22 protein-coding genes are annotated in these 23,559 nt (G+C 72.2%); 10 read left to right on the top strand and 12 right to left on the bottom strand.

All coding sequences use genetic code 11. The features are described 5' to 3' along the window. The first annotated feature begins 22 nt into the window (after positions 1–22). On the top strand, positions 23–679 hold the full coding sequence (locus tag ACSU6M_RS08305) for an MBL fold metallo-hydrolase (RefSeq protein WP_437068345.1): 657 nt from the start codon (positions 23–25) through the stop codon (positions 677–679). A 315-nt stretch (positions 680–994) separates the two neighbouring features. On the opposite strand, the gene aroQ is transcribed toward ACSU6M_RS08305, so the two are convergent. Continuing rightward, complete coding sequence (gene aroQ / locus ACSU6M_RS08310; protein ID WP_437068347.1) at positions 995–1,468, bottom strand: type II 3-dehydroquinate dehydratase; 474 nt, start codon at positions 1,466–1,468, stop codon at positions 995–997. Positions 1,469–1,571: 103 nt separating this feature from the next. On the opposite strand from aroQ, the gene ACSU6M_RS08315 reads away from it, so the two are divergent. Next, on the top strand, positions 1,572–2,618 hold the full coding sequence (locus ACSU6M_RS08315) for a S66 family peptidase (RefSeq protein ID WP_437068348.1): 1,047 nt from the start codon (positions 1,572–1,574) through the stop codon (positions 2,616–2,618). A 104-nt stretch (positions 2,619–2,722) separates the two neighbouring features. After that, a complete protein-coding gene (locus ACSU6M_RS08320; protein WP_437075048.1) occupies positions 2,723–4,000 on the top strand; it encodes an MFS transporter in 1,278 nt (425 codons plus the stop codon). 18 nt (positions 4,001–4,018) lie between these two features. Here the strand turns inward: ACSU6M_RS08320 and ACSU6M_RS08325 are convergent, their stop codons facing one another. The 7 genes from ACSU6M_RS08325 to ACSU6M_RS08355 all read right to left on the bottom strand — a co-directional run bounded on the left by ACSU6M_RS08325 (position 4,019) and on the right by ACSU6M_RS08355 (position 13,205). Next, positions 4,019–5,119: a calcium:proton antiporter gene (locus ACSU6M_RS08325; RefSeq protein ID WP_437068349.1), complete on the bottom strand. Its 1,101-nt coding sequence runs from the start codon at positions 5,117–5,119 to the stop codon at positions 4,019–4,021. Positions 5,120–5,213: 94 nt separating this feature from the next. Continuing rightward, entirely contained in the window at positions 5,214–5,516 is a 303-nt protein-coding gene (locus ACSU6M_RS08330) for a hypothetical protein (protein WP_437068350.1), read from the bottom strand. Between the two features lie 159 nt (positions 5,517–5,675). Further along, complete coding sequence (locus tag ACSU6M_RS08335) at positions 5,676–6,677, bottom strand: TerC family protein (protein WP_437068351.1); 1,002 nt, start codon at positions 6,675–6,677, stop codon at positions 5,676–5,678. A 281-nt stretch (positions 6,678–6,958) separates the two neighbouring features. Continuing rightward, positions 6,959–9,067 (bottom strand): TerD family protein, encoded by a 2,109-nt coding sequence (locus ACSU6M_RS08340; protein WP_437068353.1) that lies wholly within the window; start codon positions 9,065–9,067, stop codon positions 6,959–6,961. Positions 9,068–9,236: 169 nt separating this feature from the next. Next, complete coding sequence (locus tag ACSU6M_RS08345; RefSeq protein WP_437068354.1) at positions 9,237–9,815, bottom strand: TerD family protein; 579 nt, start codon at positions 9,813–9,815, stop codon at positions 9,237–9,239. A 183-nt stretch (positions 9,816–9,998) separates the two neighbouring features. Further along, positions 9,999–12,152: an excinuclease ABC subunit UvrB gene (gene uvrB / locus ACSU6M_RS08350; RefSeq protein ID WP_437068356.1), complete on the bottom strand. Its 2,154-nt coding sequence runs from the start codon at positions 12,150–12,152 to the stop codon at positions 9,999–10,001. A gap of 198 nt (positions 12,153–12,350) precedes the next feature. After that, positions 12,351–13,205: an MHYT domain-containing protein gene (locus ACSU6M_RS08355; protein WP_437068357.1), complete on the bottom strand. Its 855-nt coding sequence runs from the start codon at positions 13,203–13,205 to the stop codon at positions 12,351–12,353. A 311-nt stretch (positions 13,206–13,516) separates the two neighbouring features. On the opposite strand from ACSU6M_RS08355, the gene ACSU6M_RS08360 reads away from it, so the two are divergent. Next, positions 13,517–14,071 carry a methylated-DNA--[protein]-cysteine S-methyltransferase gene (locus ACSU6M_RS08360; RefSeq protein WP_437068359.1) on the top strand — a complete coding sequence of 185 codons (555 nt, stop codon included), beginning with the start codon at positions 13,517–13,519 and terminating at the stop codon, positions 14,069–14,071. A 9-nt stretch (positions 14,072–14,080) separates the two neighbouring features. Here ACSU6M_RS08360 and ACSU6M_RS08365 read toward each other — a convergent pair whose 3' ends face one another. Beyond that, complete coding sequence (locus tag ACSU6M_RS08365; protein ID WP_437068361.1) at positions 14,081–14,509, bottom strand: VOC family protein; 429 nt, start codon at positions 14,507–14,509, stop codon at positions 14,081–14,083. Positions 14,510–14,629: 120 nt separating this feature from the next. On the opposite strand from ACSU6M_RS08365, the gene ACSU6M_RS08370 reads away from it, so the two are divergent. Beyond that, complete coding sequence (locus ACSU6M_RS08370; protein WP_437068363.1) at positions 14,630–15,538, top strand: pseudouridine-5'-phosphate glycosidase; 909 nt, start codon at positions 14,630–14,632, stop codon at positions 15,536–15,538. Beyond that, entirely contained in the window at positions 15,535–16,500 is a 966-nt protein-coding gene (locus ACSU6M_RS08375; RefSeq protein WP_437068365.1) for a carbohydrate kinase family protein, read from the top strand. The genes ACSU6M_RS08370 and ACSU6M_RS08375 overlap by 4 nt, the downstream gene beginning before the upstream one ends. A gap of 159 nt (positions 16,501–16,659) precedes the next feature. On the opposite strand, the gene ACSU6M_RS08380 is transcribed toward ACSU6M_RS08375, so the two are convergent. Continuing rightward, positions 16,660–17,595, bottom strand: coding sequence for a methyltransferase domain-containing protein (locus ACSU6M_RS08380; protein ID WP_437068367.1), 936 nt, complete (start codon positions 17,593–17,595; stop codon positions 16,660–16,662). Positions 17,596–17,854: 259 nt separating this feature from the next. On the opposite strand from ACSU6M_RS08380, the gene ACSU6M_RS08385 reads away from it, so the two are divergent. Continuing rightward, positions 17,855–18,982: a magnesium and cobalt transport protein CorA gene (locus tag ACSU6M_RS08385; protein ID WP_437068369.1), complete on the top strand. Its 1,128-nt coding sequence runs from the start codon at positions 17,855–17,857 to the stop codon at positions 18,980–18,982. Between the two features lie 116 nt (positions 18,983–19,098). Here the strand turns inward: ACSU6M_RS08385 and ACSU6M_RS08390 are convergent, their stop codons facing one another. Together ACSU6M_RS08390 and ACSU6M_RS08395 are read right to left on the bottom strand one after the other, a co-directional pair. Then, complete coding sequence (locus ACSU6M_RS08390; RefSeq protein WP_437068371.1) at positions 19,099–19,518, bottom strand: CBS domain-containing protein; 420 nt, start codon at positions 19,516–19,518, stop codon at positions 19,099–19,101. 195 nt (positions 19,519–19,713) lie between these two features. Beyond that, on the bottom strand, positions 19,714–20,346 hold the full coding sequence (locus tag ACSU6M_RS08395) for a uridine kinase (RefSeq protein ID WP_437068373.1): 633 nt from the start codon (positions 20,344–20,346) through the stop codon (positions 19,714–19,716). A gap of 121 nt (positions 20,347–20,467) precedes the next feature. Here ACSU6M_RS08395 and ACSU6M_RS08400 point away from each other — a divergent pair, with 121 nt between their 5' ends. From ACSU6M_RS08400 to ACSU6M_RS08410, 3 genes are all read left to right on the top strand, one after another. Then, on the top strand, positions 20,468–21,166 hold the full coding sequence (locus tag ACSU6M_RS08400) for a DUF2293 domain-containing protein (RefSeq protein WP_437068375.1): 699 nt from the start codon (positions 20,468–20,470) through the stop codon (positions 21,164–21,166). 274 nt (positions 21,167–21,440) lie between these two features. Further along, on the top strand, positions 21,441–21,920 hold the full coding sequence (locus ACSU6M_RS08405; protein ID WP_437068376.1) for a DUF1772 domain-containing protein: 480 nt from the start codon (positions 21,441–21,443) through the stop codon (positions 21,918–21,920). A 150-nt stretch (positions 21,921–22,070) separates the two neighbouring features. Beyond that, positions 22,071–23,558 (top strand): glutamate synthase subunit beta, encoded by a 1,488-nt coding sequence (locus ACSU6M_RS08410; RefSeq protein WP_437068378.1) that lies wholly within the window; start codon positions 22,071–22,073, stop codon positions 23,556–23,558. Position 23,559: the final 1 nt, after the last annotated feature.

Genomic DNA, 23,559 nt, shown 5'->3' on the forward strand with positions numbered 1-23,559 from the left:
CTCCCGGCGATAGGCTGCCGCCATGACGTACAGCGGACAGGTGACGGTCGGCGGCCCGGCGGACGTGCACGAGCTGAAGGACCTGATGATCACCAAGATCGCGGTCGGCCCGATGGACAACAACGCCTATCTGCTGCGCTGCCGGGCCACGGACGAGCAGCTGCTGATCGACGCCGCCGCCGACCCGGAGGCACTGCTCGGCATGATCGGTGACGACGGGATCGCCTCCGTCGTCACCACCCACCGGCACGGGGACCACTGGCAGGCGCTCGCCCGGGTCGTCGCGGCCACCGGCGCGCGCACCTACGCCGGCCGGTACGACGCCGAGGGCATCCCCGTGCCGACCGATGTGCTGGTCGACGACGGCGACACCCTCCGCGTGGGACGCGTGGAACTGACGGCACGCCACCTCGTGGGCCACACACCGGGATCCATCGCCCTGGTCTACGACGACCCGCACGGCCACCCGCATGTCTTCACCGGGGACTGTCTGTTCCCGGGAGGTGTGGGCAACACCCATAAGAATCCCGAGGCGTTCGCCAGCCTCATCCGCGACGTGGAGACGAAGATCTTCGACGTGCTTCCCGACGAGACCTGGGTCTATCCGGGACACGGCAACGACACCACGCTCGGCGCGGAGCGCCCGCACCTGCCGGAGTGGCACGCGCGCGGGTGGTGAAGTCCCCGCACAGGTACGGCGGCGTGCGGGTCGTGAGGTCCCGCACGCGTACGACGGCATACGGGTGGTGAGGTCCCGCACGCGTACGACGGCGCGCGGGTGGTGCGCCCCCGTTGCCGCGCGGCGCGCGCCGCACAGCGCGCGCCCCGTGTGAATCGTGTGCACGCGCCGGGCAGGCGCACGCGCTCCCGGCGCGCGCCCTCGCGCGGTCCACTGGAGGCAGCCCCGCGCGGGACGACGGCGCCTGTGCGGCAGGGGCCGCCGGTCTCCCGAATTCCCCGCCCTCGACCGGCGGCCCGGGCGTACGCCCCCGTCTCAGCCCTCGGCGCCGCCCGCCCCCACCAGCGCCGCCACGCGCTCCACGCCGAACACGTACCCCTGCACCCCGCAGCCCGCGATGACACCGTCGGCGCGCAGCGACACATAGGAGTGGTGCCGGAACGACTCCCGCCGGTGGATGTTGGAGATGTGCACCTCGATCACCGGCATCCCGTCGCAGGTGTTGAGCGCGTCCAGGATGGCGACCGAGGTGTGCGAGTAGGCGCCGGGGTTGATCACGATGCCGCAGTGGTTCAGCCGGGCCTCGTGGATCCAGTCGACCAGCTCGCCCTCGTGGTTGGACTGCCGCAGGTCCACCGTGCCGCCGTGCGCGGCCGCCGCCTTGGCGCACATCGCCTCGACGTCGGCGAGCGTGTCGGAGCCGTAGATCTCCGGCTGGCGCTGCCCGAGCAGGTTCAGGTTGGGGCCGTTGAGGATCATGATCGGGGCGTTGGCCAGGGTGCGGGGCACGGCTTCCTCCGGTCCGTCGGGATGGGGCGGCCCTGCCGGGACCGCTGTCGGCACCCGGTTTATCACGGTGCACCGGAGCCGCGGGCGCTCCTAGCATCCCGTCATGACCCTGCCCGAGTACCCTCCCAAGCCCGCCCCGGGCGACCGCATAGCCGTCGTCTCCCCGTCCGCCGGTCTGCCGGAACTCTTCCCCCGCCCCTACGAACTGGGCCTGGAGCGGCTGCGGAAGGACTTCGGCCTGGAGCCGGTCGAGTATCCGACGACCCGGAAGATGGGCGCCACGCCCCAGGAGCGCGCCGCCGACCTGCACGCCGCGTTCGCGGACCCGGACATCAAGGCGGTCATCGCGTCGATCGGCGGCGACGACCAGATCACGGTGCTGCCGTATCTGGACCGGGAGCTGATCCGGGCGCACCCGAAGCCGTTCTTCGGCATGAGCGACAACACCAACCTGCTGGCGTTCCTCCACAACACCGGCATCGTCGGCTACCACGGCGCCACCGTGATGTGCGAGCTGGGCCGGCCCGGCGCGATGCACCCGCTGACCGAGGAGTCTCTGCGGGCCGCGCTGTTCACCTCCGGCCCCTACGAATTGCGGCCCGCCGAGCGGTGGAACGACGTCAACGGCGACTGGGCGGACCCCGCGACCTTCGCCTCGGAGCCCCGGATGCGGCCCGGCACCGGGTGGAGCTGGGTGAACCCCGACCGCGTGGCGGAGGGCCGCAGCTGGGGCGGCTGTCTGGAGATCGTGGCCTGGCTGCTGATGGCGGACCGGGAGATCGCGCCCGATCCCGCGCGGTACGACGGTGGCGTACTGATCCTGGAGACCTCGGAGGAGATGCCGAGCGCCACCGAGGTCTTCCGCACCCTGCGCACCATGGGCGAGCGCGGGCTGCTGGGCCGGTTCTCGGCGCTGCTGATGGGCCGTGCCAGGACATGGTCCTTCGCGCACCCCAACACCCCGGAGGAGGCCGCGCGTTACGCCACCGACCAGCGCGAGGCCGTACTGCGGGCCATGCGTGTGTATGCGCCCAACACCCCGATCGTCTTCGACGTGGACTTCGGACACACCGATCCTCAGCTGGTACTCCCCTACGGCGGCCTGGTCCGCGTCGACGGGCCCGCGCGGCGCATCACGGTCACCTACTGAGACGCGGTCCGCACCTCCGCGCGCCCCCGTAACCCATGGTCACTGTGGGTAGTTGACGCGGCATGCACGACGTACGCACCGTAAGGAAGCCCGGCACGCCCAGCATGCTGCGGCTCGCTGCCGCCTCGCTCGCCGGGACGGCCATCGAGTTCTACGACTTCTTCGTCTACGGGACGGCGGCGGCGCTCGTCCTGGGCCCGCTGTTCTTCCCGACGTTCTCTCCGCTGGCGGGGACGCTGGCCGCCTTCGGGACGTTCGGGGTGGGGTTCGTGGCGCGGCCGCTGGGGTCGGTGCTGTTCGGGCACATCGGGGACCGGCACGGCAGACGGCCGGTTCTCGTCGTCTCCCTGTTGCTGACCGGGGCCTCGACGGTCGCGGTGGGCTGCGTCCCGACGTACGACACCATCGGGGTGGCGGCGCCGGTGCTGCTGCTGGTGCTGCGCTTTCTGCAGGGGCTGGGGCTCGGCGGGGAGTGGGGCGGGGCGGTGCTGCTGACCGCCGAGCACGCCCCCGCCGCGCGGCGCGCGCTGTGGTCGAGCTTTCCGCAGGTGGGGCCCGCGGTGGGCTTCGTACTCGCCAACGGGGTGACGCTGGCGCTGGCGGCCTCGCTGTCCGAGGCGCAGTTCGCGCAGTGGGGCTGGCGGGTGCCGTTCTGGGCGGCCGGGGTGCTGGCCCTGCTGGGGCTGTGGCTGCGCTCCTCGCTCACCGAGAGCCCCAGCTTCCTGGCGATCGAGGACCACGCGCGCGTGCCGCTCGCCGAGGTGGTGCGCGACCACTGGCGGCTGGTGCTGCTGACGGCCGGCGGTCTCGCCATCGGCTACGCGATCTTCTACGCGGTGACGACGTGGTCGCTCGCCTACGCGACCGAACGGCTCGGGGTGAGCCGTACCGTCATGCTGGTCTGCATCATGGCCGTGGTGGTCGTGAAGGGAGCGCTCACACCGGTCGCGGCCCTACTGGGCGACCGGTACGGGCGGCGGCCCATGTGTCTGGCCGGCTGCTCGGCGGGCGCGCTGTGGATGTTCCCGATGGTGGCGCTGCTGGCGACCGGGGAGCCGCTGCTGATCTTCCTGGGGTTCCTGGGGGCGATGCTGTCGTTCATCACCATGTTCGCGGTGATCGCCGCGTATCTGCCGGAGCTGTACGCGCCGCGGGTGCGCTGCACGGGTGCGGCCGTCGGCTACAACCTCGGCGGGGTGCTCGGCGGCGCCCTCACCCCCATCGCCGCGACCGCGCTCGCCGAACAGGGTGGCCGGGTGCCGTGGGGGGTGGCCGGCTATCTGACGGGTATCGCGCTGGTCAGCCTGTGCTGCTTCGCGCTGCTGCCGGAGACGCGGCCGGTGGAGGTGCGCGGCGTGGAGGCGGAGGCGACGGTCGGGTGAGCGGGCGCGCGCTCGGCGCTACGGGTTGATCGCCAGCTCCAGGTACGCCGCGAACAGCACCAGGTGCACGCCGCCCTGGAGCGGGGTGGCCCGGCCCGGTACGACGGTCAGCGAGCCGACGACGACGGTCAGGGCGAGCAGCACCATGTGGGTGGCACCGAGGCCCAGGACGAGTGGGCCGGACAGCCAGATCGTGGCCAGGGCGACCGCGGGGATGGTCAGGCCGATGCTGGCCATGGCGGAGCCGAGGGCGAGGTTGAGGCTGGTCTGGACGCGGTCGCGGCGGGCGGCGCGCAGCGCGGCGATCGTCTCCGGGAGCAGCACCAGCAGCGCGATGATCACACCGACGACGGCTTGCGGCAGCCCGGCCGCCTCGACCCCGGACTCGATGGTCGGTGACACGCCCTTGGCGAGTCCGACCACGCCGACCAGCGCGAGTCCCAGCAGACCGAGGCTGATCAGGGCGGTGCGTGCGGACGGCCTGGAGGCGTGGTCCTTGGCGGTGATCACCTCGCCCTCGCGGGTTATCGGCAGGAAGTAGTCGCGGTGGCGGACGGTCTGGGTGGCCACGAACAGCCCGTAGAGGACCAGCGACGACAGTGCGGCGAAGGTCAGTTGGACGGAGGAGAACTCGGGGCCGGGCTTGCTGGTGGTGAAGGTCGGCAGCACCAGGCTGAGGGTGGCGAGGGTCGCGACGGTCGCCAGGGCGGCGCCGGTGCCCTCGGAGTTGAACACCGCGGTGCCGTGGCGCAGCGAGGACACCAGCAGACAGATACCGACGATGCCGTTGCAGGTGATCATCACGGCGGCGAAGACCGTGTCCCTGGCCAGCGTCGAGCTCTTGTCGCCGCCGTCCGCCATCAGGGTGACGATGAGGGCGACCTCGATGACGGTCACGGCGACGGCCAGGACCAGGGAGCCGAAGGGTTCGCCGACGCGGTGGGCGACGACCTCGGCGTGGTGGACGGCCGCCAGTACGGCCCCGGCGAGGACCAGCGTCACCACCGCGACGACCGGTCCGGGCAGATCGCGTCCCCAGGTGAGGACCAGCAGGATCACCGCGAGCACCGGCACGAGAGCCGTCCAACGAGCGACGAGCGACCGGAGCCTGACGATCATGCGGTGATCCTCCCAGAGGTGATCGGGCCCCGCATGCGGGGCGTCGTGTGGTGCGCACGACCTGGGTGTCGTGCGCGGCCCGCCGTTCGCGTGGCTATCTCAGGTCGCGCGAGTCCAGCAGGTCGCAGTTGGTGTAGCGGCGCTCGCCGACGCACAGGGCGCCGAGCCGTTCGGCGAGCTCGGTGGTCTCCGGGGCGTCGCTGTTGCGCATGGCCTCGTCGTAGGAGTCGAACTCGATCAGCGCCAGATAGCGGTTCGGCTTGTCGCGGTCCTTGAGGAGCATGCGATGGGTGGGGCCGCCGGTCCGACCGGCCGCGCGCTGCCCGGCCTCCTGGAGCAGCTGCTCCATCTCGTCCAGGCGCTCGGTCTCGAAGTCGATGATCTGTACGAACTTCATGGATGCCTCCCTGTGGCGCGGCACCCCCAGGGCCGGGAGTGCGCTCGGCACCCCCGAGCCGGGAGTGCGCTCGGCACCCAAGCAAGCACCGGGAGGGGAGCTCGGCAATCCGACGCGGCTCCCCTCCCGGTGTGCTGGCTGTTCCCGCGGCGAACGCCGTCAGACGTCGACGCTGTCCTTCCGGGCGTCTTCGCCGCCGTCCGGTGCCGTCGCCAGCGCCGCCTGCTTCTTCGACGCCATCAGGCTGGTGATCGTGGTGACGATCAGGACCGCGCAGATCACGCCGAGCGAGACGGGGATGCTGATCTCCGGGACATGGACGCCGGACTCGTGCAGCGCGTGCAGCACGAGCTTGACGCCGATGAAGCCCAGGATGATCGACAGGCCGTAGGACAGGTGGACCAGCTTCTTCAGCAGGCCGCCGATGAGGAAGTACAGCTGCCTGAGACCCATCAGGGCGAACGCGTTGGCCGTGAAGACGATGTACGGGTCCTGCGTCAGGCCGAAGATCGCGGGGATCGAGTCGAGGGCGAAGAGCACATCGGTGGTGCCGATGGCGAGCATCACGACCAGCATCGGGGTCATGACCCGCTTGCCGTTCTGCTGGATCCACAGCTTGGTGCCGTGGTAGCGGTCGGCCACGCCGAACTTGCGCTCGGCCGCCTTGAGCAGCTTGTTCTCCTCGTACTCCTCGTCGTCCTGCTCCGCGCGGGCCTCCTGGATGAGCTTCCAGGCGGTCCAGATCAGGAAGGCGCCGAAGAGGTAGAACACCCACGAGAAGCTGGCGATGATCGCGGCTCCGGCGGCGATGAAGACGGCGCGCAGGACCAGGGCTATCAGCACACCGATCAGCAGCACCCGCTGCTGGTACTGCGACGGCACCGCGAACTTCGCCATGATCAGGACGAAGACGAAGAGGTTGTCGACGCTCAGCGACTTCTCGGTGATGAAGCCCGCGAAGAACTCACCGGCGGGCTGGCCGCCGCCGAAGATCAGCAGGCCGACTCCGAAGAGGGCGGCCAGCACGATCCAGACGACCGTCCAGATTCCGGCTTCCTTGATGGACACGTCGTGCGGCTTGCGGCCGATGAAGAAGTCGACCGCGATCAGGGCGGCGAGGCCCACGACCGTGAGGACCCAAAGGGTCACGGAAACATCCACTGCGCCTCCGGCAGTACGTAACGGCAAACAGTCAGTCAGCGTCGTCGCTGCCGGAGGTCTCTTCCACCCGGGAGCACCGTACGGGCTCGGGCCGACGCCCCGGGATCTGGCCTGATCCGTATTGACGGGGTCGCCGCAGTTGGCAGGGAGTACTCCCCTCCGTGTGGAAAAGAGTACCCCAATCACCAAGGAAAGGTAAAGAGCAAGGTAAAGGAAAGGGTAAATGGCCAGGTCAGGCAGGCTTTACCGGTGCTTGGTCGAGGCGGTGGTCCAGGACCGGGTCAGGGGTTCCACGATCGGCGGGCCGCCGCGACCTGGGTGAGCACCTGCTGGAGCACCTGGCTGCCGGGCGGCACGAGCGGCGGCTCGTACGTCCAGCAGTGTCCGACCCAGGGGTCGGCCAGGTGGTCGTCGGGCACCGGCGTCAGTCGCATCAGCGAACGCCACAGCGGGTCCAGCAACGGGCCGTAGGCCGCCGCGTCCTCGCGGTCGGCGACCATCATCAGGTGGACGCCGACGGCAGGGCCCTCGTCCGCGAGATAGCGCAGCTGGGTGACGGCACGGTCGTCGAAGCCGTGCGGGAAGTCGTTGACCACCAGCAGCTGCTGGGAGGTGTCAAAGCCGGGCGGGAGCGCGTCGGACGCGCCGCCGCGCACCGCCATCTGCACCAGGTCGACCCGCTGGGTGAGCCGGGTCAGCACGTCCGTGACCCCGGCCGCGCCGAGGGCGGGCGGGCCCGCCAGCACGCCGGTCCCCACCAGCGGGGCGAGCGCCTGGGCGCCGGAGCCGGCCGGGTCGATGACATGCACCGTGAACTCGCCCGCCGGGTAGGCCGCGAGCAGCCGTGCCGTGTGCGCGACGGCCGTCTCCATCGCCAGGCGCCGCCGGTCGTGGGCGTCGGTGAAGGCCCCGTCCTCAAGGCCCGCCCGACCGCTGTCGATCCACAGGCCGCGCTCCAGCGGCAGCCGGAGCAGCATCGGGATGCGCAGCTCGGCGCACTCGGGCAGATGGAGGTCGCCCAGACGCACGGCCATCGGCATCTCCATCGGGACGCGGTAGCCGTGCCACACCGGGCTGTCCCAGCGGGCGTAGGCGGCGGGCAGCGCCGGCTCGACGACCTCCGCCTCGGCGACGAGCTGGGCGACGTCCCGGTCCAGGGCCTGGCGGGCTTGGTCGACGAGCTGCGTGCGCTTGGCCTGCGCGGCCTGCCGGGCGGCGTCGCCCTGGCCGCCGATCCGCGCGCGCGGGTCGGACAGCACCTGGTCGAGTTCCTTCTCCATTCGGGAGTCGGCGAAGTCGACCGCGCTGCGGTACGAGGCCGTGGTGCGGGCCAGGTCCTCGAACATGCCCCACACCTGGTTGTACAGCCGCTCGTCCATGGACCAGCCGCTCGCGTCCCCCGCCACCGGTGTGGCGGGCTGCCCGGGCTGGGCCGGGGGCGCGGTGGGCGGGGGCGGCGGCGGGGCCGCGTTCCGCCGGCGCGGGTGGCTGTAGTCGATGGGGCCGCCGGAGGCGGGGGTGCCGGGCGTGGACGCGCCGGGCAGGCCGCCGGAGGTGGGCATCGAGGGCTGGGTGACGGCCGAGGGGTCGACGGGGGCCGGTCCACCGGGGTGGCCCGGGGTCGGCTGGGGAGTGCCCGGAGCGGGTGCCTGGCCGGTGTGCGCGTTCGGTCCGCCGTAGGGCGGTCCCGGCTGCGGGCTCACACCGCCGTACGGCGATCCTGACTGCGGGCCGGCGCCACCGTACGAGGCGTCCGCCACGTCGGGACCCGGTGCGGCCGGCTGCCGGGAACGGTCGCCGTCCGCCGTACGGGCCGGGGGTGCCGCCACGGACCGGGCGACGCCCTGGACCACGGCCTCGTGGATGGCGCCCGCGAGCTGCTGGGCCTCGGCGAGGCCCTGGTCGGCGAGGAGTTCGGCGAGGCCGCCCGCGTAGCCCTGGCCGACCGCGCGCACCTTCCACGCGCCCTGCCGGCGGTACAGCTCCAGGGCGACGACGGCCGACTCGGCGTCGAGGCCCGTGATGGTGTACGTGGCGATCTCGCCGCCGTCGAGGCCGGTGACGGCGGCGAACGGGGCGGCCAGGGCGCCGAAACTGGCCGGACCCCCGACGCCCGGCGGGAGGGCGAGCAGGACGCTGACGCGGTGCACGGCGTCGGGCAGGGCGTCCAGGTCCACGCCGAGACGGTGATCGGCGGCCGCCTGGCGGGATGCCTCCAGCCCCGGCACGGTGGGCGCGCCGGGATGGGCGACCCATGCGGCGCCGTGCACCGTGCCCTGCTCGTCGCTCAGCGTGGCCGCGGCCACGATCGGCTTGCCGGCCGAGACCCGGATCTCAAGACGGGTCTGGGAGAGCGGGTGGTTCTGCCCCCGCACCAGCTCGGCCGTCATCGCCTTCGTCCCCCTGTGTCGCTGTATGTCGCTGTGTCGCTGGTGGTGGTGCGGTGCGGTGCGGTGTCGTGTGCCGCTCGCGGTCCGGACGGTGTCCCGTCGGACCGGGTCGGCCGTGAGGTGCGGAGCGCGCTCCGGCCGGCACCGGTCCGAACGGCGGGTCCGGGTCCTACAGGACCGGCAGGATGGCCGGCATCAGGTCCTGGAAGGTGCGGCCGTTGGCCGGGGTGCCCAGGGCCGTCATCGACCAGCCGGTGCCGGTGCGGTGCACCTTCGCCATGATCTGGGCGGTGTACGCGCCGCCGCCGGCGAGGGTGTAGCGGGCCAGCTCCTGGCCGTTGGTCTCGTCGACCAGACGGCAGAACGCGTTCTGCACCTCCTGGAAGGTCTGGCCCGTGAAGGAGTTGACGGTGAACACGATCTGGTCGATGTGGACCGGGACACGCTGGAGGTCGACGAGGATGGCCTCGTCGTCACCGCCCTGGCCGACACCGCCGACGAGGTTGTCGCCGGTGTGACGCACCGAGCCGTCGTCGCTCACCAGGTGGCGGAAGAAGACCACGTCGACCGGCTGCTTGTCGGCGAAGAGGACCGCGGAGGCGTCCAGGTCGACCTCCCGCGTCCGCGAGCCGAACAGGCCACGCCGGGGGGCCGCCTGCCAGCCGAGACCCATGCGCACCGCGGTCAGGCTGCCGCCGTCGTTCTTCTGCAGACTGATGGCCTGACCCTTGGTCATGTTGACGGTCACGCGCTGATTCCCCTCTCGAACTTCCCCTGTTGCCGCGAAGTGGGCGGCTGACCGAAACCCTACGCAGGGGCACTGACACTGCCGAACCCCGCCCCGTACTTTGTGTCGGTCTTGCAACACAGCGCGTGCCGTGCTGCGCCGCGGGCGCCGGCCGCAGTGCCGGCCGGCGCCGCACGAGCCGCGTCAGGCCAGACCGGCCTCGCGCATCTGGCGCAATTCCTTCTTCATCTCGGACACCTCGTCGCGCAGCCGTGCCGCGATCTCGAACTGGAGGTCCGCGGCGGCGGCCCGCATCCGCGCGGTCAGCTCCTCGATCTGCTCGGCGAGCTCGGCGGCCGGGCGGTCGGTCGGCACCGTCTCCTGGGCCTTGCCCCTGGCGGGCTTTCCGGCCTTGCCCTTCGCCGCCTTGGCGGCCTTGTCGCCCAGCGAGGGCACGGGCGCCTTGGTGCCCCGGCCGTCCTTCTTGGCGCGGTAGCCGCTGCCGAGCAGCTGCTCGGTGTCGACCTCCTCGCGGGCGATCTGCGCGACGATGTCGTTGATCTTCTTGCGCAGCGGCTGCGGGTCGATGCCGTTGGCCTTGTTGTAGGCGATCTGCTTCTCCCGGCGGCGATTGGTCTCGTCGATGGCCTTCTCCATCGCCGGGGTGATCTTGTCCGCGTACATGTGCACCTGGCCGGAGACATTGCGCGCCGCGCGGCCGATGGTCTGGATCAGGGAGGTCCCCGAGCGCAGGAAGCCCTCCTTGTCGGCGTCCAAGATCGCCACCAGGGACACCTCGGGCAGGTCGAGGCCCTCGCGCAGCAGGTTGATGCCGACCAGGACGTCGTACTCGCCCGCGCGCAGTTCGCGCAGCAGCTCGACACGGCGCAGGGTGTCGACGTCGCTGTGCAGGTAGCGGACGTGGATGCCGAGTTCCAGGAAGTACTCGGTGAGGTCCTCGGCCATCTTCTTGGTCAGGGTGGTGACCAGGACGCGTTCGTCGCGCTCCACGCGGGTGCGGATCTCGTGCACCAGGTCGTCGATCTGTCCCTCGGTGGGCTTGACGACGACCTCGGGGTCGACCAGGCCGGTCGGGCGGATGATCTGCTCCACGACACCGTCCGCGCGGGACAGTTCGTAGGTGCCGGGCGTCGCCGACAGGTACACGGTCTGGCCGATGCGCTCCTGGAACTCCTCCCACTTCAGCGGGCGGTTGTCCAGCGCGGAGGGCAGCCGGAAGCCGTGCTCGACGAGGGTGCGCTTGCGGGAGGCGTCGCCCTCGTACATGGCGCCGATCTGCGGCACCGTCACATGCGACTCGTCGATGACGAGGAGGAAGTCCTCCGGGAAGTAGTCCAGGAGGGTGTTGGGCGGGGAGCCGGGCTGCCGGCCGTCGAAGTGCATCGAGTAGTTCTCCACGCCGGAGCAGGTGCCGATCTGGCGGAGCATCTCGATGTCGTAGGTGGTGCGCATGCGGAGGCGCTGGGCCTCCAGGAGCTTGCCCTGCTTCTCCAGCTCGGCGAGGCGCTCGGTGAGCTCCTTCTCGATGTCGTTGACGGCCCGCTCCATGCGCTCGGGACCGGCGACGTAGTGGGAGGCCGGGAAGACGTACAGCTGCTGGTCGTCGCTGACGATCTCGCCGGTGATGGGGTGCAGCGTGGACAGCGCCTCGATCTCGTCGCCGAACATCTCGATGCGGACGGCGAGCTCCTCGTAGACCGGGAAGATCTCGATGGTGTCGCCGCGCACCCGGAAGGTGCCGCGGGTGAAGGCCATGTCGTTGCGCGTGTACTGGATGTCCACGAAGCGGCGCAGCAGCTGGTCGCGGTCGATCTCGTCGCCCACGCGGAGCGGGACCATGCGGTCGACGTACTCCTGGGGGGTGCCCAGGCCGTAGATGCAGGAGACGGAGGCGACCACGACGACGTCGCGGCGGGTGAGCAGCGAGTTGGTCGCGGAGTGCCTGAGGCGCTCGACCTCCTCGTTGATCGAGGAGTCCTTCTCGATGTAGGTGTCCGACTGCGGGACGTACGCCTCGGGCTGGTAGTAGTCGTAGTACGAGACGAAGTACTCGACGGCGTTGTTCGGCAGCAGCTCGCGGAACTCGTTCGCCAGCTGCGCGGCCAGCGTCTTGTTCGGCGCCATCACCAGGGTGGGGCGCTGGAGCTTCTCGATCATCCACGCGGTGGTGGCGGACTTGCCGGTGCCGGTCGCGCCCAGCAGCACGACGTCCTTCTCACCGGCCTCGATGCGCTTGGCCAGGTCGGCGATCGCCGCCGGCTGGTCGCCGCTGGGCTGGTAGGGGCTGACGACCTCGAAGGGCGCCACCGTGCGTTCGATGTTGGAAACGGGCCGCATGGAATCCACCGTACGACCCGCCACTGACAACCGGGCGGGCTCAGGGGTTCCGCCGGGCCGGATCAAGGGGTGCGAGAGGCGGCCTCAGGAGCTCTGCGGGGGGCGGGCCGGGGTTGCCGCCGGGCGGGCTCAGGGGTTGCGCGGGGCTCGGTCGGTCGGTGCCGTCCCTCGGGGCCGGGCCCGCCGGGTGGGGGTGCCCTAGCGGTTCTGCGGGGTGCGGTGGGCGTGGACGTTCGCCGGGCGGCCGGGGCGGCGGCGGGGGGTGGAGGTGAGCGGCGGGTGGGCGGGGACTCCGGGTTTGGGGTCCGCGCGGGGAACGGGCTTGCCCATGATCATCAGGGGGTCGAAGAGCACGACGACGCCCGCCAGGCACAGGAAGGCCAGCGGACCGATCATCATCGGGGCGAGCAGGGCCGCGGGGGACTCGCCGGCGGCCGGGTCGGCGGTGCCGTGCAGATGCACGCTGAGCGCGGCCATGCCGGTGTAGTGCATGCCGCTGACGGCCAGCCCCATGACGAGGCTCGCACCGACGCTCCAGGCGAAGCCCCTGACCTGACCGGCGGCCCACAGCGCGGCGGTGGCGGCGGCCATGGCTATGACGACGGAGGCGGCGACGGTGAGGGTGTTGTACTGCAGCCGGCCGTCCAGGCGCATGCCGGCCATGCCCAGGTAGTGCATCGAGGCGACGCCGAGTCCGGTGATGGTGCCGCCGGTGAACAGGGCGGCCCCGCGCGCGCCCTTGTAGCCGACGATGAAGATCCCGATGCCGACCATGACGACGGCGACGCCGAGGCTGGCGTAGGTCGTGGGCCGGTCGTAGTGGATCGGGGCCTCCTCGACGGTGAAGCCCATCATGGCGATGAAGTGCATCGTCCAGATGCCGGAGCCGATGGCGGCGGAGCCCAGGGCGAGCCATCCGGGCCGCCAGGACTGCGTGACCAGCATGGACCTCGTGGTGCAGCGCAGGCCGAGGGCACCGCCGAGGCAGGCCATCAGATAGGCCACCACCGGGGTGACCAGGCCGTAGCTGAATCCGTCGACCGTGCCTTGCATGCGCGGCTGCCCTTCCGCCCTTTGCGTCCCGCAAATCTCTGAATGCGCCCCTGCCCGACCGCTCGGGCGGTCAGGGCCGAGTGCAGGAAGTATGACTCCCACAGGAATGCTCGAACGACTTTCCGGAAAACAAACACGGCCCCGTTTCAGTTGTGCGGCGGGCGTGAGCGGCCGCAGGCCGGTCCCTCCCCTGTGTGTCCGTGCCGTACCCGCCGCCGGTGTCCGTCCACGGCCTGGCGCGGAGGGTCCGCGATGGGGGTGAAATCCCTGGTCAGGGGGCGTTGTCAGTGGCGGGTCGTACGGTGGGGCGCATGGACAGCCATGGGCGGTACGGGCAGCAGGTCGTGTGGACCGTCGTCGGGACCGACATCGGTCCGCTGCTGCTCGCGGCGACCGGCGAGGGTCTGGTCAACGTCGTGTTCCACGCCGACGAGGCGGTGCGCGGCAAGGCGCTGGAGCGGCTGGCGTCCCGGCTGGGCGCCGACCCGGTGGAGGATCCCGGCTCGCCGCTGCTCGCCGAGGCGATACATCAGGTGCGGGCGTACTTCGCGGGTGAGCGGCGGGACTTCGAGCTGCCCCTGGACTGGTCGCTGATCTCGGGCTTCAACCGGCAGGTGCTGCGCGAGCTGGCCTCGGGTGTCCCCTACGGCACGGTGGTCGGCTACGGGGATCTGGCCAAGCGGGTCGGCGAGCCGAGAGCCGCGCAGGCGGTCGGCGTCGCGATGGGATCCAACCCGCTGCCCGTGGTGGTGCCCTGCCACCGGGTGGTGGAGAGCGACGGCGGCATCGGGGGCTTCGGCGGCGGCCTGGAGACCAAGCGGAAGCTGCTCGCCCTGGAGGGTGTGCTGCCCGAGCCCCTGTTCTGAGGCGCGCGGTCAGTCGTAGTGCCGTACCTCGACGACATTGGCGTCGGGGTCGCGGAAGTAGAAGCTGCGCCGAGCGTGGCCGCGGGCCCCGAAGGCGCCGTGGGCGTAGTCCGAGACGGGCACGGAGCTGTCCTGGAGACGGGCGCGCAGCGCCTCGAAGCGCTCCGCAATGAGGGCCAGGCAGATGTGGTTGACGGGGTGGCCCGCGCTGTCCGCGGCGCCCGGCAGCATGGTCATGCGGGCGGCCGCGTCGAGGGGCATGAGGTCGAGCAGGCTGTCGTCGTTCAGGCGCACGGAGGGGAAGGGCGCCTCGCCCTTGAGGTAGTCGGTGAGGCGCACGGGGAGGAGACCGACCGTCGTCTCGTAGAAGCGTGCCGAGGCGACGGGGTCGCGCGACCAGAGGACGACATGGTCGAGACGTGCCGTGTTGTCCGTCATGTACCCCAGGCTGCGGGTCCGCCCGGCCTGCCGCAAGGGTCGGCCGGGGCGTCGCGGGGGTTTGGCCGGGGGTGCCGCCCGCCAGAGATGAGGGAAGACCGACAGACAGGAGGCAGGCGCGTGGTGCTGGTGGTGTCGGAAGAGGTGCGGGAGGCGGTCGAGGCACGGCGACCGGTGGTGGCGCTGGAGTCCACGATCATCGCGCACGGGCTGCCCCGCCCGCGCAATCTGGAGGTGGCGCAGGAGCTGGAGGCGGCGGTACGGCGGGAGGGCGCGGTACCGGCCACGATCGCGGTGCTGGACGGGCGGCCGCTGGTCGGCCTGGACAAGCTGCAGCTGGAGAGGGTCGCCAACGAGGAGGGGATCCGCAAGCTGGGCCACCGTGATCTGCCGCTGGCGGTGGCGTCCGGGGCGAGCGGCGCGACCACGGTGTCGGCGACCGCGGCGCTGGCCGCGCTGGCCGGCGTGCGGGTGTTCGCGACGGGCGGGCTGGGCGGTGTGCACCGGGAGTGGACGGTGACCCAGGACGAGTCGGCCGACCTGGGGCTGCTGGCGCGCACCCGGATCACGGTGGTGTGCGCGGGGGTGAAGTCGATTCTCGACGTACCGGCGACGCTGCAGCGGCTGGAGACGCTGGGCATCGCGGTGGCCGGCTACGGCACGGACCGCTTCCCCGGCTTCTACCTGTCCGACTCGGGGCATCCCGTGGAGTGGACGCTGGACAGCCCCGAGCAGGTGGCCGCGGTGATGCGGGCGCAGGACGCGCTCGACGCGGCGGAGTCGGCGCTGATCGTGGCCAACCCGGTGCCGCAGGCGGAGCAACTGGATCCGGAGCTGCACGCGCGTGTGCTCGCCGACGCGTTGCGGGCCTGCGAGGTGGAGGGGGTCAGCGGCCAGGCGGTGACGCCGTTCCTGCTCGACTATCTCGTGCGGCACACCGACGGTGCCTCGCTGAGCGCCAATCTCGCGGCGGTGCGCGGCAATGTGCGGCTGGCCGCGCGGATCGCGGCGGCCTGGACCGAGGAGTGACCCGGCCGCGGGGTGCGGCGGCGGAGCGGGGGGCGCTGCTGGTGGTGGGCGATGTGATCACCGATGTCGTCGCCCGCCATCGGGGGCCGCTCGCCGCGGGCACCGACACGGCCGCGGCGATCCGGTCGGTGCCGGGCGGGGCTGGCGCCAATGTGGCCTGCTGGGCGGCGTACCGGGGGTGCCCGCAGGTGCGGATGTTCGGGCGGGTCGGCGTGGACTCGGCCGCCTGGCACGAGGGGGAGCTGAGAGCGCACGGCGTCGAGCCCCTGCTGGTCGTCGATCCGGAGGCGCCGACCGGGACCGTGGTGTGCCTGGTCGACACCGAGGCGTTCGCGGAGCGGACGTTCCTCACCGACAGCGGCGCGTCCCTGCGGCTCTGCGCCGACGACTGGTCGCAGGCGCTGCTGGACGGGGTGGGCCGGCTGCATCTGTCGGGCTATCTGCTGTTCTCCGAGCCGAGCCGCGCGCTGGTGGCGCGGGCGATCGAGTCGGCCCGCGCGCGTGGGGTGCCGGTCAGCCTGGACCCGGCCTCGGCGGGCTTCCTCAAGGGGCTGGGGGTGGAGCGGTTCCAGGCGCTCGTGGAGGGGGTGGACGTGCTGTTGCCGAGCCGGGACGAGGCGTGCCTGCTGACCGGTCTGCCGGACGCGGAGGACGCGGCGGCCGAGCTCAGCCGCCATGTTCCGCTGGTCGTCGCCAAGCAGGGCGCGGCGGGGGCGCTGGTGGCCTGGTCGGGCGCGGTACGCGCGCGTGTGCCGGCCGTGCCCGCGGTACCCCGTGACACCACCGGCGCCGGTGACGCCTTCACCGGCGCCTTCCTCGCCGCGCTCCTCGGGGGCGCCGAGCCCGCGGCCGCGGCGGCGGAGGGGGCGCGGGCCGGGGCAGCGGCGGTCGAGCGGGTGGGGGGACGGCCGCCGAGGGGTGGGGGCGGCCGAGGAGACGCGTGCCGGGGAGACGCCCGCTAGGGATGCGTCCACCGCGGGGAGACGCCCTCTGGGGAGACGTGCGCCGGGGAGACGCCCTCTGGGGAGACGTCCGCCGGGAGACGCCTGAACGGCGGTGCCGGCGCGTCGGAGCCCGCCTCCCCCCGGCCCGACGTGGTTCGACGCAGGGGGCCGCCGGTCCTACGGCTTGCGCCCCCACGCCGAGATCATCGCCGGTGCGGCCAGGTCCAGGCGGCCGGCGGAGACGTGGGAGAGGTGGAGTTCGATGTCGTGGTCGGTGGCGAGGCCCGCGGCGACGAGGGGCTTGCGCAGTTGACGGATCGTCGTCGTCTCCAGGGCGGCGCAGGCCGGGGAGGTGACGGGGAACGAGGCGTCGGCCTCGACCTGGCGCAGGCCGGCGGCGCGGAGCAGGCGCGGCAGGGTGCGGCCGTGGGCCAGGGCCACGCCGTGGTCGGCGAGGAGGGTGCGGACGCTCTGCCGCAACCGGTTGGCCAGTTGCTGCTCGGGGCCGTGCTCGTCGGGGCAGATCAGCGGTTGGAGGGCGGCGTCGGTGTCCTCGACCAGGAGTCGCCCGCCCGGCCGCAGAGCCTTGACCATGGAACGCAGCGCCCGCTCCCGGTCGGGGACGCGACCGAGGACGAGTCGGGCGTGGACCAGGTCGAAGCCCTCCCCCGGCGGCTCCTGGGCGGCCACGTCGTGCACCCGCACCTCGACCGGGGGGCGGGAGGGCGAGTCGGCCCAGGACGTGTCGGTGGCGGTCGCCACGACCTTGCCGGTGGGGCCGACCCTCTTCGCCAGCCAGGAGACGACGGTCGTCCCGCCCGCGCCGACCTCCCAGCAGCGCCAGCCGGGTCCGACGCGGAACTCCTCGAAGTGCCGGAAGGTGACGGGGTCGTAGAGCGCGGCGAAGGCGGCGCGCCACTCGGCCGCCTCGGCGCGTCGGCGGGCGCGCTCCTCGCGGCGAGGGTCGGGCTCGCGCTGTTCCTGGGGCTCGCGCGGGGCGAGATGGCCGAGGAGTCCGGCGTGGTCCTCGTGCGGGACGGGCTGTTCGCCGGGTTCGGGGCGGTGGTCGCGGTGATCCAGGTCGTCGAGCAGGTGTCCGTCGGTTTGCGTCATGCCGCGATCATCCCAGTTGTCCGTGTTGTCACGATGTGGCGACGCTCGGGGACGACCGGATGTCCACCGGCCGCGCAGGCCGACGGCACGTCAGCCGGCGGCGGAGGCCCGGAAATCGACCGATCGGCCCCGTCGTCCACAGGCGGGAACAAAGCGGAATCCGTGCTACCCACAGGCTCCCCCGCGGCGTGCGGCTTGCTGGCACACTGACGCGACAAGGCGCGGGAAGGTGGCGCGAAAGAACCACGCAAGGAGTCCGATGTCCATGGCTGGGAATCTGCGAAAGGTCACGAGCCTCGGCGCGGTCGACGGCCTGCGCAGAGTGGCACGCCTGGCGCGGCGGCGGCGCCGGGTCGACCTCAGCCACCCCGCCCGGTCACCGCTGGGTTCCTCGGTGGTCAACTGCGTCGCCTACGAGGACGGCGCTCGCGTGCCCGTCGACGGCGACCTGGCCGACGCCGTGAAAAGGGTCCGCAAAGGCGGCACGGGATTCGTCTGGCTGGGGTTGCACGAGCCGACGAACCGTGAGTTCGCGGGCGTGGCCGAGCTGTTCGACCTGCATCCGCTGGCCGTCGAGGACGCGGTCGAGGCGCATCAGCGCCCGAAGGTCGAGCAGTACGGCGACATACTGTTCGCCGTCTTCAAGACCGTCTGCTACGTCGAGCACGAGGAGTTGACGGCCACCAGCGAGGTGGTCGACACCGGCGAGATCATGGTCTTCGTCGGCCCCGACTTCGTCGTCACGGTGCGCCACGGCCGGCACGGCTCGCTGGGACCGCTGCGCGAGGAGTTGGAGGCCGACCCGGACCAGCTGGCCAAGGGCCCCTCGGCGGTCCTGCACGCGGTGGCCGACCATGTGGTCGACGACTACCTCGGCGTCATCGAGTCGGTGCAACTGGACATCGACCAGGTGGAGACGGACGTCTTCGCGGAGAACGGGGCACGGGCGGATCCCGGCCGTATCTACCAGCTCAAGCGCGAACTCCTTGAGCTGAAGCGCGCCGTGGTCCCGCTGGGCCGTCCGCTCCTGGACCTCGCCGACCGGCCCATGCGCGTGATCGACCCCGAGATACAGGCATACTTCCGCGACGTGTCCGACCACCTGATACGGGCGACCGATCAGATCGCGTCGTTCGACGAACTGCTCAACTCGATCCTCCAGGCGCATCTCGCCCAGGTGACGGTGGCGCAGAACGAGGACATGCGGAAGATCACGGCGTGGGCGGCCATCGTCGCCGTACCGACGATGGTGTGCGGGGTGTACGGCATGAACTTCGAGCACATGCCGGAGCTCCGCTGGCGCTACGGCTACGGCATGGTCCTCGGCCTGATCACCCTGGCCTGCCTCGCGCTCTACCGGGGCTTCCGGCGCAACGGCTGGCTCTGAGGGGCCGGGCGGACCCTCGCGCCGCACGGTCGGTCCGGGCCGTCCCAGGCCGTCCCGCCCGGCGTCGCGGTCCGGGCGGAACGGGGGCTGAGGCGACGAGGGGGGAGGGGCGAGGGTCAGGGCCGGGCGTAGACCCGTTCCGCCCACTCGGCGATCTGGTCCTCCGGCAGGTGCCGGGCCAGGTCGGCCTCGCTGATCATGCCGACGAGACGCTTGTTCTCGATGACGGGCAGCCGGCGGATCTGGTGGTCCTCCATCTCCCGGAGCACCTCGCTGATGTCGGCGTTCGCGTCGATCCAGCGGGGCGTTCCCTGGGCCATCTCGCCGCAGGTCACCCTGGACGGGTCGCGCCCCATCGCCACACAGCCGACGACGATGTCGCGGTCGGTGATGATGCCGCAGAGGCGGTCGTTCTGGTCGCCGATGGGCAGGGCGCCGACGTTGAGCTCACGCATCAGCTGCGCGGCTCGGTCGAGGGTCTCGTGGGCGGGGATCCACTGTGCACCGCGGTGCATGATGTCTCCGGCGGTGGTCATGAAGGTACCTCCCGGTGCCGGACGGCCGGCGCGGAGCGGGACGCACCGCTAGTCCCGGCGCCCTCATTCTCACCGCGCGGCAGAAGCCCCGCACCCCGAGCCCGGACCCCTGGCACACGGCCGGAGCACGCGCGGTTCGCAGCCGCGGACGCATCGGCTCCCCGCCGCCTCGGCCCCGCCGCGTCGAAGCGGTGGTCAGCCGCTCCACGCCGGATGGCGCGGATCGTCGGCCCGTACGACCACGTCCGCGACCGCCGCCGGATCGGTCTCCTGGGCGTAGCGCTCGTAGGCGGGCAGGGTCCAGCGTTCGGGCTCGGGGGTGCGGCGGTGCAGGGCGGCCGGGGAGAGGAGGACGTGGACGGTCAGATCGAAGGGGAACCAGTTCTTCAGCAGGAGCGGACCATGGAGCAACAGCAGGGAGCCCGGAGCGAGCTGGACGTAGGGGCTGCGGGTGGCGCGATCGGTGGCCGGGTCCCACAGGTCGGGCAGGACACGGCCGTCGCCGCCCGGTTCGAGGGGGCCGAACACCTCGCGCCACAGGGCCCCGGTGTCGAACCAGCCTCCGTAATACGCCTCCACGTCCTGGCGGCCGTATTCCAGGCGGAGGGAGGCGGGGCGCAGAAAGCCCTCGGCCCCCACGACGAGCGACGAGCGCCCCCGGAGGCGCAGCGCCTCGGACACGCGTTCGGCCAGCTCGCCGGGGCGGGCCGCCGGTGCCCCGTCGAAGCCGACGCGCGGCCACGGGCTTCCGTCGGCCGGTTCCAGGTCCAGCAGCCGATCGGCGAGGGTGTCCGCGAGCCGGTCCCAGGTGATCGCTTCGAGTCGCACACGGCCATGATGCCGCGCGCGCGGGGTGTCCCCGCCGCAGGGTACGGCCAGGGCTCGGGCGGGCGGTCTCATGTGGGCACGTGCGAGTGGAGAGGGGGTGGTCGAAGGGCATGAAGCGGGTATGGCAGTTCCCGCAACGCACCCGTACCGGCCGGGACTTCTCGTCATCCAGCCGCTGAAGAGGAAACGCTGCTCCGTGTGCCGTCGTGGGCCGCTGTCCATGGTCGTCCTGGAGGAGCGGGCGCCACGCTGCCTCGACTGCGCGGACCTCGGGCACCTGGTGTTCCTGCCGCGCGGCGACACGGCGCTGACGCGCAGGTCACGGGAGGAGAGCGGGCTGTCGGCGGTGGTGGTGCGGTTCAACCGGCGCAAGAGCCGCTACGAACGTCAGGGCGTCCTCGTGGAGGAGGCGGCGCTGGCGCGGGCCGAGGCCCGGTGTCTGGCGGACGCGGAGGCACGGCGTCGGCGCCGGGCGCGGGACGCGCGTCGGCGGGCCGTGGAGGACGCGCGGTTCGTGGAGGCGTTCGCGGCGGAGATACGGCGGCTGTTCCCCGGCTGCCCCGAGGGCCGGGCCCGGCGGATCGCCGGGCACGCCTCGGTGCGCGGCAGCGGGCGGGTGGGGCGCAGTGCGGCCGGGCGGGCGTTGTCCGAGGGTGCGGTGATCTCGGCGGTGGTGGCGTCCGTGCGGCATGTGGACACGCCGTACGACGTGCTGCTGATGAACGGCGTGCCGCGGCACGAGGCCCGGCGGCGGATCATGCCGGCCGTGGAGACGGTGCTGCGGGGGTGGCGGGAGGCGGGGGCCGAGGCGGCGGGGTGAGTCGCCTGACGCGCCGCCCGGCGGAGGGGGCCGCACGGTGTTGCGGGGGGGCGCCCAGCGTGAGGGGGCCGGACGGCGTTGCTGGGCTGCCCAGCGTGAGGGGACGCCCGGTGTTGCAGGGCCGCCCGGTGTTGCTTGGGCCGCCCAGCGTGAGGGGGTCGCTCGGGCCGTGATGGACGCTCGCGTATGTCCGCGCGCTCGTCGGCCATGGTCCGGACGGGCGCGACGGCATTGACTGAGGGCAACGGGACGGAGAGGGAAGGAGGCGGTGGGCGTGATCGAGGGACCGTTCTTCTGGCTGACGGTGCTGGGGGTGCTCGGGACAGGGCTGGTGGCGGGGGCGTTCTGCGCCTTCTCGACGTTCGTGATGCGAGGACTGGCCGCGCTGCCGCCCGCTCAGGGCGTGGCGGCGATGAACGCGATCAACAGGGCGGCGCCGAGACCGGCGTTCATGAGCGTGTTCATCGGGTCGGCGGTGCTGTGTGCGGTGCTGGCGGTGGTGACGTTCGTGGTGTGGCCGCAGGAGGGGAGGGCGGAGGTGCTGGCGGGCAGTGCGTTGTATGTGTTCGGCTCGTTCGGGGTGACGGTCGTGGCGAACGTGCCGCGCAACGACGCGTTGCTGAGGCTGACGCCCGGGACGGCGGAGGCGGACGCGTACTGGTCGGCGTATGTGCGCGAGTGGACGCGCTGGAACCACATACGCACGGTCGCCTCGGCGGCCGCGGCGGTGCTCTTCGTCCTCGCCCTCGCCTGAGCGCCGGTCTGCCTCGGCAAAGTACCGGGGTCGGCCTCCTCCGGGCGCCGCTCACGCCTCTGCGATCCGGGCGAATGGGACGTATCGTTGCCGCAGGCGTGCCGCCGGACGGGGCACGGCCGGTCGGACGCGCAGGCAAGGAAGACGGCCATGGCAGATCCCAAGGGGTTCATGACCACGCCCCGCCAGGACTGGCCCCGGCGGCCGGTTCAGGAGCGGGTCCGGGACTGGGACGAGGTGTATGTGCCGGGGGCGCTGCTGCCGATCATCAGCAAGCAGGCGGACCGGTGCATGGACTGCGGGATCCCGTTCTGCCACGAGGCGTGTCCGCTGGGGAATCTGATCCCGGAGTGGAACGACCTCGTGTCGCGGGAGGACTGGCGGGCTGCGGCGGACCGGCTGCACGCGACCAACAACTTCCCGGAGTTCACGGGGCGGTTGTGCCCGGCGCCGTGCGAGGCGGGATGTGTGCTGGCGATCAACCAGCCCGCGGTGACGATCAAGAACGTGGAATGTGCGATCGCCGACCGGGCGTGGGAGGAGGGGTTCGCGCCGGCCCGGCCGCCGGACCGGCTGTCAGGGAAGACGGTCGCGGTGATCGGGTCGGGGCCCACGGGACTCGCGGCGGCGCAGCAGCTGACCCGTGCCGGGCACACGGTCGCGGTGTACGAGAAGGACGACCGGATCGGCGGGCTGCTGCGCTACGGCATCCCGGAGTTCAAGATGGAGAAGCGCCATCTGGAGCGGCGGCTGGAGCAGATGCGGGCCGAAGGGACCCGCTTCCGCGCGTCGACGGCGGTCGGGCGGGACGTCGGGGCGGACGAATTGCGGGCACGGTACGACGCGGTGGTGGTCGCGACCGGGGCGACGGCATGGCGGGAACTGGACGTGCCGGGACGCGAGTTGGCCGGGGTCCATCAGGCCATGGAGTATCTGCCGCTGGCCAACCGGGTGTGCGAGGGCGACCTGGAGACGTCGCCGTTGTCGGCGGCAGGACGGCATGTGGTGATCGTCGGCGGCGGTGACACCGGGGCGGACTGCCTCGGCACCGCGGTCCGGGAGGGCGCAGCCTCTGTCACCCAGCTGGACATCTACGCGCAGCCCGGTGAGGAGCGCGACCAGGACACCGAGCCGTGGCCGACGTATCCCAGGATCTACCGGCTGTCCGCCGCGCACGAGGAGGCCGGTGCGCTGCGGACCGCGCCGACCGCCGACGCGGACGCCCGGTTGTTCGCGGCGTCGACGCTGCGGTTCACCGGGGACGCCGAGGGGCGGGTACGGGCGCTGCGCCTGGTGGAGGTCGACGAGCGGCGCAGGCCGGTGCCCGGTACGGAGCGGGAACTGCCGGCCGACCTGGTGCTGCTCGCGCTCGGCTTCTCCGGGCCGGACCGGAAGGACGGGCTGGTGGAGCAGTTGGGGCTGGCGCTGGAGCCCCGCGGCACGATCGCCCGCGACGCGGGCTTCGCCACGAACGTGCCGGGGGTGTTCGCCGCGGGGGACGCCGCGCGCGGGCAGTCGCTGGTCGTGTGGGCGATCGCGGAGGGCCGGGCGGTGGCGGCGGCGGTGGACCGCTTTCTGACGGGGAGTTCGCGGCTGCCGGCGCCTGTCTCGCCGTACGACCGCCCGATGTCGGTGTGAA

The organism is Streptomyces sp. enrichment culture, from assembly GCF_964272895.1.
Taxonomy (GTDB): Bacteria; Actinomycetota; Actinomycetes; order Streptomycetales; family Streptomycetaceae; genus Streptomyces.